This is a genomic window from Streptomyces sp. NPDC041968, assembly GCF_055589025.1.
Map to the genome: position 1 here is coordinate 124,124 of NZ_JBVJCB010000005.1, position 13,033 is coordinate 137,156.

Genomic DNA, 13,033 nt, shown 5'->3' on the forward strand with positions numbered 1-13,033 from the left:
TCCCCCTCCAGCTCGACCGGTTCGATCTGGCATCCACGGTGCACCACACCACTGACAATGACTCTGACCTGCACAAACGCTGGATCTCGACTGATTGTCAGAGGGGGGATCTACCTTCGATGGCATGACACAGCAGGGGGTGCGCTGGACCGCTGACCAGGTGCTGGCACTGGCGCCTGACGCAGCGTCACGCGGAGCGGGGAGCAGACTCGGTGTGGCCGCGCCGTGGTCGGAGGCGGGAAGTTCCGGGGAAGGGGTGGTGTGGGGGCTGTGCCGGGGCAGCGGTGGCCGGCCGTATCGGACGGCCGTGGACATCGCGGGCGCGTCCGGGCCCGGCTACCGGTGCGACTGCCCGAGCCGCAATTTCCCGTGCAAGCACGCGATCGGGCTGCTGCTGCTCTGGGCGGACGCAGCTGACGCGGTGCCGGTGGCGGAGGCGCCGGACTGGGTGGACCGGTGGATCGCGGGACGGCGCGAGCGCGCGGAGGGGAAGAGGACGGAGAGTACGGCCGGGGCCGCGGCCGGACCCGGTGATCAGGTGGCCGCGCGGCGCCGGGCGGAGCAGCGCGCGGAGCGGATCACCGCGGGCGCGACGGAGCTGGAGCAGCGGCTGGCGGACCTGTTGCGGGGCGGCCTGGCCGGCGCCGAGCAGGGGGGGTACGAGCTGTGGGAGGAGACGGCGGCCCGCATGGTCGACGCCCAGGCGTCGGGGCTGGCCGCGCGGGTGCGGGACCTGGGCGGCATACCGTCGTCGGGCGTCGGCTGGCCGGTCCGGCTGCTGGAGGAGTGCGCCCTCCTCCATCTGCTCGACCAGGCCTGGCTGCGCCGGCACCGGCTGCCGGAGGGCCTGGCGGCGACGGTCCGTTCACGCGTCGGTCTGCCGGCGTCCGCGGACGGCCCTCCGGTGCGCGACCGGTGGCTGGTCCTCGCACAGCACGACACCGGGGACGGCCGGCTGACGACGCGTCGCATCTGGTTGTACGGCGCGGAGACGGAGCGCACCGCACTGCTCCTGTCCTACGGTGCGGCGGGCCGGGCACCGGAGTTGACGCTGCCCGTCGGGTCGGCCCTGGAGGCCGAGGTGTCGACGTATCCGGGCGCCGGGCGGCAGCGCGTCGCCCTGCGGGAGCAGTTCACACCGCCCAGGCCCGCGGACCTGCGCCCGCAGGGCGGGACGACGGCTCGAGCGGCCGTCCGGTACGGCGAGGCCCTCCGCGACGACCCGTGGCTGGACGCGGTGCCGGTGACCCTGGATCGGGTCGTCCCGGTGCCGGACGGAGACCGCTGGCAGCTGGCGGATGCCGAAGGGGACACGGCACTGCCCTTGTCGGCGCCGGCCGGGAGCCGCCCGGGCCTGTGGCGCCTGGTCGCCCTGTCGGGGGGTGCGCCCGTGCGGGTCTTCGGAGAGTTCGGCCACCGGGGCTTCACTCCGCTGACGGCCTGGCCGACCGGACCGGGCCCGGCGGTGCCGCTGTGCTGACCCGCCCCACGACATGAAGACGGAACGGGACCGGAAGGAGCCGGAAGACACCCGCAGGAACTCAAAGGCACCCGAAGGCACCTGAAGGCACCTGAAGGCACCCGGAATGAAAGCGGAAGGGAATCGCATGACCAGCACACCCGCACCCGCCGCGGAGCCCGCCGTCTCCCCCGGGTCCGGCACCTGGGAGGAACTGGTCACGGCAGCGCTGCTCGGCACGGACCGGCGCACCCCTCCGGGCTGCCCGCCCGGTGCGCACGCACCGACGGCGCTGCTGGACGCGGCCGCCGCGGAGACCGTTCGCCGACGCGCCGGACTGCGCCCGGCACGCGCGGGCCGCCGTCCCGAAGCGACCCCCGCAGATCACCGTCCGCCGCTGCCGGCCGCGGCCGCCCGGCGGCTCGCGATGCTGCTCACCGACCGCCCCGGCACGGCGGGCGGCGGCCGCCGGGGTACCGCGCCCGACCTGATGGAGCTGCTCCCCCAGTGGCTGGCGGCGGCGAACGCCCGTGGCTTCGCGCCACCCCCCGAGGCACTCCCGGCCCTGCTGGACGCGGCCCGGGGCCGCACGGACCTGCGTCCTGCGGCGCTGGCGTTCGCGGGGACGCGCGGGCTGTGGCTGGCCCGGCTGAATCCGGACTGGCGGTTCGCCCTGCGCGCCACGCCGGGCGGAGGCACCGCACTGCCCGGTCCCGATGCCGCGGACCAGGTGCGGGGGCTCTGGGAGGAGGGCCTCTTCGCCGAGCGGGTCGCCCTGCTGACGGCCCTGCGGTCCCGCGATCCCGCCGGCGCCCGAGAGCTGCTGGCCTCGACCTGGCCGACGGAACGGGCCGAGGACCGCCTGATGTTCCTCGACTCCCTGCGGTCGGGGCTGGCACCGGCGGACGAGCCGTTCCTCGAGGCGGCGCTGGCCGATCGGAGCCGCAACGTACGGGCGACGGCGGCGGAACTGCTGTCGGCGCTGCCGGACTCGGCGCTGGCCGCGCGGATGGCGGCGCGGGCCGTGACGTGCGTGTTCCTCGACCGGGCCGTGGAGCCGCCGGCGATCACGGTCGAGGCGCCGCACGAGTGCGACCCCGGCATGGAGCGGGACGGCGTCGTGGCCAAACCGCCCTCGGGCCGGGGAGAACGGTCGTGGTGGTTGGGCCAGTTGGTGGAGGCCGCCCCGCTGGGTGCCTGGACGTCCCGGCTCGGCGGCCGTTCCCCCGAGGAGATCGTCGCCCTGCCGGTGACGGACGACTGGCGGAGCGATCTGCACGCGGCGTGGTGCCGGGCCGCGGTGCAGCAGCGGAACGGCACGTGGGCGAGGGCCCTGCTCGGCGCGCCCACGGCACCCGAAGCCGGGGGACCGGGCGCGGTGTCACTGGCCGAGCGGGCCAAGCTGCTCGGCACGCTGGGAGCCGGTGAACGGGCCGAGTGGGTCGCCGGGTTCATCGCGACACACGGGCTGTCGGAGGCGTTCCAGTTGCTCGGCATGTGCGGCGTGCCGTGGGCACCGCCGCTGGGACGGGCTGTGGTCGACGCGCTCAACATCGCCCGCGACGCGGGGAGTTACCCGTGGAGCTTCAGCGGCGTCATGGGGCTGGCCGAGCGCTGCCTCGACCCGTCGGAGGCGGGCCGGCTCGACGGGCTGCTGGCGATACCCGACGAATCGGAGGACGCGGCGCCGGGTGCCGGGGGGTACTGGGCGGAGGCCTTCCAACGGCTCGTCACGACGTTGCGACTGCGCGCGGCGATGGCCGAGGAACTGGGGGCGCGATAAGGCGGGACAGGGGCCCGCACCCACGGGGGACACATCCGCCCGCCGACCACCAACCCTCGAAACCCGCTCCCGACCCGCTCCCGTCCCCCGCGGTCACGCCTCCGCGGGTTCCCGTACGTTCGTCCGCACCCAGTCCACGATCGACGCCGTCGTCGCCCCGGGCGTGAAGATCTCCGCGACGCCCTTCTCCTTCAGCGGTGCGATGTCCGCCTCGGGGATGATCCCGCCACCGAAGACCAGGATGTCCTCCGCGTCGCGCTCCCGGAGCAGCTCGATCACGGCGGCGAAGAGCGTGTTGTGCGCGCCGGAGAGGATGGACAGCCCGATCGCGTCGGCGTCCTCCTGGATCGCGGTGTCCACGATCTGCTCGGGTGTCTGGTGGAGCCCGGTGTAGATGACCTCCATACCGGCGTCACGCAGCGCCCGCGCGATCACCTTGGCCCCACGATCGTGGCCGTCGAGCCCCGGCTTGGCCACCACCACGCGGATCGGACCGGCTGCCACACCCATCACTGCCTCCATGAAGCGACTACATCCATCCGTACCGACAAGTACCGCACACTTCGCCGACGCCGTACACACGGGCACGGGCAACGGCACACACGAGCCGCACATCGCCCCGGGCGCCCAGTCCCGAAGGCGCGCTTCCGTGACGCGGGCACGGACCCCCGCACCGCTTCGTCCGGGAAGTGAACGAACGTTATCGCCAGGATCCCGCAACCGGCAGTTTCGTGGTCGATACAGAGGGGGAAATCACACGGTGGGACACGTTCGCCGCGCACCGCTCCGGGGCGCGGCGACATCACGCGTACGGAGAGCCGCAGCGAGGGCCGGACGGGGGCGTCAGCACGCCTCGCCCTCGCGGGACGACACCACGGAACGGCCGGTTCCGCCAGCTCACGAACAAGGCTCACGAAACACACAGGGCTCACTGGAGCTGAACAGGGCACGCAGGGCACGCAGGGCACGCAGGGCACGCAGGGCACGCAGGGCACGCAGGGCACGCAGGGCACTGACGTGGCGCGGCGGCACATCCGGTCGGTCAAACCTCGTAATCACCACGAAACACTGGTGTCACGTCTCTCCCCGAGGGCACACGGGGGACAGAGGCTCCCTGCGCGTGCCGACAGGAGGTCGGCCCATGAAGGTCATCACGGCAGCACTGCCCCTTCTCCCGCTCTGTCAGCGTCTCCTGCCCAGCCTCCCCGCCCTTCCAGGGGTGCCGGGACTCCCGGGACTGTCGGAGCTGGCGGCCCTTCCGGGCCGGTTGACCGGGCTCTCCCTGACCCTCCTCAAGGCGAGCGCCCTGGAGGCCGCGATCCTCGCCGGACACCTGCTCCTCTACCCCTCCGGGGTCATCCAGGAGCGCCGGCCCGTCTCCACCCTGCCGACGGTGGATCCCCGGGACCAGCAACCCGACCCGCCCACCTGCCGCCTCCCGGCCCCCGCCAGCCCGCCCGTCGTCCTGCTGCACGGTTTCATCGACAACCGCTCGGTCTTCCTGCTCCTGCGCCGCAGCCTGACCCAGCACGGCAGGCACCAGATCGAGTCGCTGAACTACTCCCCCCTGACCTGCGACATCCGCACCGCGGCCGAGCTGCTCGGCCGGCACATCGAGGAGATCTGCCAGCGGACGGGCAGCGAGCGGGTCGACGTCGTCGGGCACAGCCTCGGCGGACTCATCGCGCGGTACTACGTGCAGCGGCTCGGCGGCGACCACCGCGTCCGGACGCTCGTGACGCTCGGCACGCCGCACACCGGCACCCGGGTGATCCCGTTGGCGAACGCGCACCCCATCGTGCGCCAGATGCGCCCCGGATCGGCGGTGCTGGAGGAGCTGACCCTGCCCGCGCCCGGCTGCCGTACGCGGTTCGTCAGTTTCTGGAGCGATCTGGACCGCGTGATGGACCCCCTGGAGACGGCCTGCCTCGACCACCCCGATCTGACCGTGCAGAACGTGAGGGTGAGCGGCATCGGCCATCTCGCCCTGCCCGTGCACCCCGCCGTGGCCACCGGAATCCGCCGGGCGCTCGACGCCGTCGCCGCGGAGCCTGACCTCCGGCCCGGCAGCCAGGTCGGCGGACTGACGGTCGCCTGACGCCCCGGGGACGGTCGCCTGACGCTTCGGGACGGCCGTCTGACACCTCAGGGGTGGCCGCCCGAACCCCTGACGGGTCCGGAACCAGGCGGACACAACCCGTTCAGCTTCGAACAAACGTCGAACACAAAGCCAAACTCGTGCCCGCCGTCCCCCAAAACACGGCCGATTGCCCGTTTCCTTCGGGCACGAAACCTGGGGAAGATTGTCGCGCCCGTATACCGACGGGTACAGTCGCCGCACTGCTCTGGCAGCCCTGTTGTCGAGGCGAAAGAGAAGTTGGTGAACGACCGTCACCCGTCGGGGGGCCTGACCACCCCGGCCTCGGCTTCCGAAGCCGCATCGGCGCCCTACGCGTCGTACGGCACAGGGGAGGCCCAGTACGGCGACCTCACCACGTACGGCGGCTACGACGCCACCGCTTTTCCGCCCGGCGGCACCGCCACGGCGACCTTCGCCTCGGACCCCCTCTTCGGCAGTCTCCCGGGCCAGGACACCGGCAGCTACGACGTCACCGGCGCGTACGACACGACGGGCGCCTACGACGCCACCCAGTGGTCCACCGGCAGCGGTCCGGTCCTGAACCACGACGCGTACGCGGCCCAGCACGCCGGCTACGGCACCGGCGCCTACGACACCGGCGCCTACGACACGACCACGTGGACGGACGGCCACCACCAGCAGTCCGCGGCCGTACCGCCGCAGGCGGCGCAGTCCGAGGCCACCGGCCAGTGGGACACCGGCGCCTGGTCGCCGCCGGACCAGTCCGGGAACCCGGCCGACCGGACCCAGCAGTGGGACTGGGGCACCCAGACCTTCGACACGGGCACCTTCGACACCGGCACGTTCGCGACCGGCACGTTCCACACCGGAGCGTACGACGGCGGCAGCCCCGACACCGGGGCCTACGACGCCACGCAGTGGAACTCGGACGGCGCCCCGCAGGACACCACGCAGTCCCCGGAGAACGGGACGGCCGACGTCGAGCCGGCCGCCGAGGAACCCGACCCGTACGACGACCCGGCGGTCACCGGGGAACTCCCCACCGTGCCCACCCTCCTGGAGGGCCAGGAGGAGGTCACCCCCGCTCCCCGGATCCCGGCCGCCCGCGCCGCCTCCCGCAACGGGTCCCGTTCCCGGCGCCGCCAGCCCGCCAAGCGCTCGGCGCTGATGACCATCGCCGTGCCGTCGGCCTGCGTGATGAGCGTCGCCGGCATCGCCGCCGCCTCCGTCGGCATGACCGGGGGCGACGGCGCGGACGCCACGGCGTCCGCGGCGGACGCGGAGGACCCCGCTGCCGCGCCGGTCAAGCCGTCCATCGCCAACAACAAGCTGGACACCCAGCTCACCAGCCTCGCCGCCGGAGCCGACGACTTCGCCGACCGGGCCAGCCGTACGCAGGAACGCATCGACCTCAAGGCCGAGCAGGCCCTCGAGAAGAGGCGGGCGGCCGAGGAGGCGGCCCGCAAGGAGCGGCTGCGCCCCAAGTTCGCGCTCCCCGTCGCCCAGCACGGCCTCAGCGCGTACTACGGCCAGGCCGGCATCAACTGGATGTCCGCGCACAGCGGCATCGACTTCCCCGTGTCCTACGGCACGACCGTGATGGCCGCGACCGACGGCACCGTCCGTACGCAGTTCAACGTGGCGTACGGGAACATGATGATCCTCACCGCCAAGGACGGCACCGAGACGTGGTACTGCCACCTCTCCGGTTACCAGGTACCCACCGGGACCACGGTCAAGGCCGGCGACGCGATCGCGTCCTCGGGCGACTCGGGCAACTCGACCGGACCGCACCTGCACTTCGAGGTGCGTCCCGCCGGCGGTTCGGCGATCGACCCGCTGTCGTGGCTGCGCAGCCACGGCCTCGATCCGCAGTGACGGAGTAACGTCTCAGCAAGTCCTCGGTGAAGCCCCGTCGGCCGACGGGGCTTCACCGCGCGGCGCGCCCGGGACGCGCCGTCAGAGCTTCTCCACCGGCGCGTACCGCAGCAGCAGCCGCTTGGGCTTGGGTTCTCCGAAGTCGATCGTCGCCTCCGCGTTCGCCCCCGTGCCCTTGACCGCGACCACCGTGCCGAGACCGAACTGGTCGTGCGTGACGCGGTCGCCCACGGACAGCGAGACCGTCGGCTTCTCGGCGGTGCGACGCGTGGCGAAGCCGGAGGCGCCCGACGCCGAGGAGCGGGAACGGGACGAGGACAGCGAGGCCGCCACCGCCGAGACGGGCGCGGCGGAAGCGGGCCCGTTCGCCCCGGTCCGCTTCCACTCCAGGTGGGGGGCCGGGATCTCCTCCAGGAAGCGCGAGGGCGGGTTGTACGACGGCTGACCCCAGGCGCTGCGCAGCGTCGAGCGGGTCAGGTACAGCCGCTCGCGGGCGCGGGTGATGCCGACGTACGCCAGGCGCCGCTCCTCCTCCAGCTCCTTGGCCTGGCCGAGGGCGCGCATGTGCGGGAAGACGCCGTCCTCCATGCCGGTGAGGAAGACGACGGGGAACTCCAGGCCCTTGGCGGTGTGCAGGGTCATCAGGGTGACGACGCCGTCGCCGTCCTCCTCGTCGGGGATCTGGTCGGAGTCCGCGACCAGCGCCACCTTCTCCAGGAAGTCGGCCAGGGTGCCGGCCTCCTCGCCCTCGGCACGCTCCTGCTCGAACTCCAGGGCGACGGCGGCCAGCTCCTGGAGGTTCTCGATGCGGGTCTCGTCCTGCGGGTCGGTGGAGGCCTGCAACTCGGCGAGGTAGCCGGTGCGTTCGAGGATCGCCTCCAGCACGGTCGCCGGTCCGGCTCCGGACTCGACGACCGTACGGAGGTCCTCCATCAGCGTGTTGAAGCGCTTGACGGCGTTGCTGGAGCGCGCGGCCATCCCGTACGCCTCGTCGACGCGCTTGAGCGCCTGCGGGAAGCTGATCTTCTCGCGCTGCGACAGGGCGTCGATCATCGCCTCGGCGCGGTCGCCGATGCCCCGCTTGGGGACGTTGAGGATGCGGCGCAGCGGCACCGAGTCCTCGGGGTTGGCCAGGACGCGCAGGTAGGCCAGGACGTCCCGGACCTCCTTGCGCTCGTAGAAGCGGACGCCGCCGACGACCTTGTAGGGCAGGCCGACGCGGATGAAGACCTCTTCGAAGACACGGGACTGGGCGTTGGTGCGGTAGAAGACGGCGACGTCGCCGGCCTTGGCCTCGCCCGCGTCCGTGAGGCGGTCTATCTCGTCGGCGACGAACTGGGCCTCGTCGTGCTCGGTGTCGGCGACGTACCCGGTGATCTGCGAGCCCGCGCCCTGGTTGGTCCACAGGTTCTTGGGGCGGCGCGACTCATTGCGCTCGATGACCGCGTTGGCGGCGCTGAGGATGGTCTGGGTGGAGCGGTAGTTCTGCTCCAGGAGGATGGTCGTGGCGTCCGGGTAGTCCTCCTCGAACTGGAGGATGTTGCGGATGGTGGCGCCGCGGAACGCGTAGATCGACTGGTCGGCGTCGCCCACCACGCACAGCTCGGCGGGCGGGACCTCGGCCTCGGGCGGTACGTCGACGGGGTGCTCGGTGGTGCCGACCAGCTCACGCACCAGGGCGTACTGGGCGTGGTTGGTGTCCTGGTACTCGTCGACCAGGACGTGCCGGAAGCGGCGGCGGTAGTGCTCGGCGACGTCCGGGAAGGCGCGGAGCAGATTGACCGTCGTCATGATCAGGTCGTCGAAGTCGAGGGCGTTGGCCTCGCGCAGCCGCGACTGGTACATGGCGTACGCCTGGGCGAGGGTCTTCTCGAAGCCGTCGTTCGCCTGGGCGGCGAAGTCCTCCTCGTCGATCAGCTCGTTCTTCAAATTCGAGATCTTGGCGCTGAAGGACTTCGGCGGGAACTTCTTCGGGTCCAGGTCGAGATCGCGGCAGACCAGCGCCATGAGGCGCTTGGAGTCGGCCGCGTCGTAGATGGAGAACGACGAGGTGAAGCCGAGCTTCTTCGACTCGCGGCGCAGGATGCGGACGCAGGCGCTGTGGAAGGTCATGACCCACATCGCGTTCGCCCGCGGGCCGACGAGCTGCTCGACGCGCTCCTTCATCTCGCCCGCGGCCTTGTTGGTGAAGGTGATCGCGAGGATCTGGCCGGGGTGGACGCTCCGCTCGGCCAGCAGGTGGGCGATGCGGTGGGTGAGGACGCGGGTCTTGCCGGAGCCTGCACCGGCGACGATGAGCAGCGGGGTGCCGGAGTGGACGACGGCGGCGCGCTGGTTCTCGTTCAGCCCGTCCAGGAGGGCGGCCGCGTCCAGGGCGGGGCGCGGGGCGCCGTCCCGGTAGTGGGTGTCGCGGTCCGGGGGCGTGTCGAACTTCCCGCCGAACAGATCGTGCGGCACCGCTTCCGGTGCGTGATCGTCCTCGGGCGGCGGCGGAGGTTCCTCCTCGTGACCCCGGGGGGTCTGGAGGCTCGCCAGGAAGCTGTCGTCAAAGAGGCTGCTCATCGCTCTCCGAGTCTAGGGCGCCCCACCGACAACCCGGTGCCACCCCGGGAAATGGCCGGGACACCTCACACCGGTACGCGCTGCGACCTGTCGTGACACGAAGAGTGACGCCTGTCGCCAAGGTCACGAAAATGTATCGGGCATATCACCCGGCAACCTTCACAGCCACCGCACGAGTTGGCTACGGTGCGGGCAGGCCGCACGACCCCCACCGGCGAACCCCGCCGGGCCGCGCGGCCTCCGCCGAGTCCGGTGTGCCCGCACGGCAGCCGGAGCCGGGGACCCACCGAGAACCTTGGGGTGAATCGGCCGCCGAGCCCCCGCCGGGGCGGACCGCCGTAGGGCAACCCTTCCGCGCCACACCGCCCGAACCCTCCCCCAGGGGCCGAAGACCTGGGGGGACCCCCACCGCTAACCCGGTGGGCGGAGCATCGGAAGGAGTCGCCTCCTTGGCGTCGCACCGCAAGTCGCGTGCCACCGGTACGCGCGTAGCAGGCATACGGACCCCCGCCCTCGCGACGGCGGCCCTCACCTCCGTGGCCCTGCTGTCCCAGACGGCCACGGCCGCCCCGTCGGACGACGGCCGGCCGAGCCTGGAAGAGGTCGAGAAGAAGGTCGACGACCTCTACCGCCAGGCGGGCTCGGCGACGGAGAAGTACAACGCGGCCAAGGAGAAGACGACCAAGCAGCGCAAGCGCGTCGACACCCTCCTCGACGACGTGGCCAAGCGCACCCAGCGGCTCAACGAGGCGCGTGAGGAGCTGGGGTCCTACGCCTCCGCGCAGTACCGCACCGGCTCCGCGATCCCGGAGACGACGACCTTCCTGCTGGCGGACTCGCCGCAGGACTACGTCGACCGGAACCACCTGCTGAGCCGGCTCACCGGCCGCCAGAAGGACGCGGTCGACGACTTCACCACCCAGCAGTCCGAGACGATGAAGAAGCGGCGCGAGGCCACCGAGAGCCTGGCGACGCTCACCGAGTCGCAGAACGATCTGAAGACGGCCAAGGCCACCGTCCAGAAGAAGCTCTCCACCGCGCGCGAGCTGCTGTCGCAGCTGACCGCCGAGGAGAAGGCCCGGCTCGCCGCGATCGAGAGGAAGAAGCAGGAGGAGGCTGCCCGCAAGGCCGCGGAGCTCGCGGAGCGGCAGGCCGGGGAGCGGGAGCGGCAGGAGCGGGCCGCCCAGGAGGAGAGCGACGCCGCCTCCGGCTCGTCGGAGTCCTCGGGCGGCACCGGCGCCTCCTCGGGTTCCACCGCGCCCGACGCCTCGAACGGCACCAAGGCCGGGAAGGCGCTCGCCTTCGCCCGCGCGCAGATCGGCAAGCCGTACGTCTGGGGTGCCACCGGCCCCGGCTCCTACGACTGCTCGGGCCTCACCCAGGCCGCCTGGAAGGCGGCGGGCGTCACGCTGCCCCGCACCACCTACGACCAGGTGAACGCCGGCACGACGGTCCCGGTCTCCCAGGCACAACCCGGTGACCTGGTCTTCTTCTACGACGACCTCAGCCACGTCGGCCTCTACATCGGCAACGGCATGATGATCCACGCCCCGAAGCCGGGGGCGTACGTCCGCGAGGAGTCGATCTTCTACGACGGCGAGTCGTCGATCCACAGCGTGGTGCGCCCGGCCTGAGCCGCACGGCTCTCTAGCATCGGGCGCATGTCACCGCGCACCTCCCCCTACCCTCTGCGCGCCTGGTGGGCGCAGCGTCCGCCGGCGGCCGGGGCCGCGGTGATGGCGACCGGCATCCTGTCGGTCGGCCTGCACCTGACGGGCCACGAACTGCTCTCCCGCATCGCCCTGGTCCTGGCCTGCGCGGCCTGGCTGACCCTGGCGGCGAACTTCGCCTACCTGCTGCTGGTCGAGCGGGCGCAGTGGCTGACGCGGGCGGGGACGCCGGGCGCGCTGACCGCCGTCGCCGCGACGACGGTGCTCGGCACCCGGATCGCCCTGTTCGACCGGTCCACCCCGGCGGCGGCGCTGCTGGCACTGGCGGCGCTGCTGTGGCCGGCGCTGCTGTTCCTGGTCGTCACGCACTGGGGGCGCCGCATGCCGGGGGCGGTGTTCCTGGGCTGCGTGGCGACGGAGGGGCTCGCCGTACTGGGTGCCACGCTGTCCGCCACCACCTCGACGCCCTGGCTGGCGCACGCGTCGCTGGTGCCGTTCTTCCTGGGGATCGTGCTGTACCTGGTCGCGCTGTTCCGCTTCGATCTGCGGCAGGTGGCGCGGGGGGCCGGGGACCACTGGGTGGCGGGCGGCGCGCTGGCCATCTCGGCACTCGCCGGCGCCAAGCTGCTCGCGGCGGCCGGGTCGGGCATGTACCTGTGGAACGAGGACGACAGCGCCGTCCTGCACGACCTGACCGTCTTCCTGCTCTTCCTCGACCTGGCCTGGTACGCCGTGCTCCTCGCCGCGGAGATCGCGTGGCCGCGGATCCGCTACGACGTGCGCCGCTGGTCGACGGTCTTCCCCCTCGGCATGACGGCGGCGGCGACGCTGTCCGTCGCCGCCGCCGTCGACGTCCCGTGGCTGGACGCTCCGGGTCAGGTGCTGCTGTGGATCGCGGTGGCCGCGTGGCTGGCGGTGGCGGCCGGGGCGGTCCTGCAGGCCCGGACGGGGCTGCGGTCCGGTGGTGCGGACGCGGGGGCGAAGGGGCTCAGGTCCACAGCACCGCGATGAAGACGTTCACGACGGTCAGCAGGCCCACCAGGCCGAAGAGCGGCTTCTCCACCTTCTCGTCGTCGCGCTTCACGTAGACCAGGCCGAGAATCACGATCAGCACGGCGAGCTTCACGCCGATCTTGATGTTGTCGACGGAGTGGTCCTGGGCCTGGTTGAGGCCGACCAGGGCGATGCCGGTCACCAGCATCGTCAGCGCCCCGTGCAGCATCGCGGGGGTGAAACGGGCCGTGCCCTGGCCCATCGCCTTCATCTGGGTCAGGAAGCCCCCGAGGAGCGCCGCGATGCCGATGATGTGGAGACCGACGAAGAGGTGGATGAGTACGTCCATGGGGCCGGAGCCTAATCAGGGGCCTGGACACCGTCCGACACCGGCCCGGCGGATGCGGGAGCGTGCGGAACCGGCGTGAGTGCATATATGCGCCCCATAACACCTCAGTCCCCTCACCCGCCCCCGGTAGGGCATCTCGGTCATCACCCTGCGTGAAGAGGACGGCCGTACGACGGCTCTCCGGTCACATGCGGTCGCTCCGTGATCCGGTACCGCCAGTTCCGCGCAACCCGTCTCC

At 72.2% G+C, this 13,033-nt stretch carries 9 protein-coding genes; 6 read left to right on the forward strand and 3 right to left on the reverse strand.

Annotation, left to right across the window (positions count from 1 at the left end; genetic code table 11):
- Nucleotides 1–124 precede the first annotated feature (124 nt).
- Both ACZ6EG_RS14185 and ACZ6EG_RS14190 read left to right on the forward strand, forming a co-directional pair.
- Nucleotides 125–1,480: an SWIM zinc finger family protein gene (locus tag ACZ6EG_RS14185; protein WP_469604507.1), complete on the forward strand. Its 1,356-nt coding sequence runs from the start codon at nt 125–127 to the stop codon at nt 1,478–1,480.
- Between the two features lie 127 nt (nt 1,481–1,607).
- Nucleotides 1,608–3,242 carry a DUF5691 domain-containing protein gene (locus ACZ6EG_RS14190; protein WP_469604510.1) on the forward strand — a complete coding sequence of 545 codons (1,635 nt, stop codon included), beginning with the start codon at nt 1,608–1,610 and terminating at the stop codon, nt 3,240–3,242.
- A gap of 93 nt (nt 3,243–3,335) precedes the next feature.
- Here the strand turns inward: ACZ6EG_RS14190 and ACZ6EG_RS14195 are convergent, their stop codons facing one another.
- Nucleotides 3,336–3,752, reverse strand: coding sequence for a cobalamin B12-binding domain-containing protein (locus ACZ6EG_RS14195; protein ID WP_356601879.1), 417 nt, complete (start codon nt 3,750–3,752; stop codon nt 3,336–3,338).
- A 631-nt stretch (nt 3,753–4,383) separates the two neighbouring features.
- Here ACZ6EG_RS14195 and ACZ6EG_RS14200 point away from each other — a divergent pair.
- Both ACZ6EG_RS14200 and ACZ6EG_RS14205 read left to right on the forward strand, forming a co-directional pair.
- Nucleotides 4,384–5,340: an esterase/lipase family protein gene (locus ACZ6EG_RS14200; protein ID WP_391969899.1), complete on the forward strand. Its 957-nt coding sequence runs from the start codon at nt 4,384–4,386 to the stop codon at nt 5,338–5,340.
- 282 nt (nt 5,341–5,622) lie between these two features.
- Nucleotides 5,623–7,221, forward strand: a complete 1,599-nt coding sequence (locus tag ACZ6EG_RS14205; protein ID WP_469604514.1) for a M23 family metallopeptidase — start codon at nt 5,623–5,625, stop codon at nt 7,219–7,221.
- Nucleotides 7,222–7,302: 81 nt separating this feature from the next.
- Here ACZ6EG_RS14205 and pcrA read toward each other — a convergent pair whose 3' ends face one another.
- The gene (gene pcrA / locus ACZ6EG_RS14210) at nt 7,303–9,783 is read right to left on the reverse strand and encodes a DNA helicase PcrA (RefSeq protein ID WP_469604517.1); all 2,481 of its coding nucleotides are present in this window, start codon (nt 9,781–9,783) and stop codon (nt 7,303–7,305) included.
- 449 nt (nt 9,784–10,232) lie between these two features.
- On the opposite strand from pcrA, the gene ACZ6EG_RS14215 reads away from it, so the two are divergent.
- Together ACZ6EG_RS14215 and ACZ6EG_RS14220 are read left to right on the forward strand one after the other, a co-directional pair.
- Complete coding sequence (locus ACZ6EG_RS14215) at nt 10,233–11,417, forward strand: C40 family peptidase (RefSeq protein ID WP_469604520.1); 1,185 nt, start codon at nt 10,233–10,235, stop codon at nt 11,415–11,417.
- A 27-nt stretch (nt 11,418–11,444) separates the two neighbouring features.
- Nucleotides 11,445–12,464, forward strand: a complete 1,020-nt coding sequence (locus ACZ6EG_RS14220) for a tellurite resistance/C4-dicarboxylate transporter family protein (protein ID WP_469604523.1) — start codon at nt 11,445–11,447, stop codon at nt 12,462–12,464.
- Here ACZ6EG_RS14220 and ACZ6EG_RS14225 read toward each other — a convergent pair.
- Nucleotides 12,442–12,795, reverse strand: a complete 354-nt coding sequence (locus tag ACZ6EG_RS14225) for a hypothetical protein (RefSeq protein ID WP_391969904.1) — start codon at nt 12,793–12,795, stop codon at nt 12,442–12,444. The two genes, ACZ6EG_RS14220 and ACZ6EG_RS14225, sit on opposite strands and share 23 nt — an antisense overlap.
- Nucleotides 12,796–13,033: the final 238 nt, after the last annotated feature.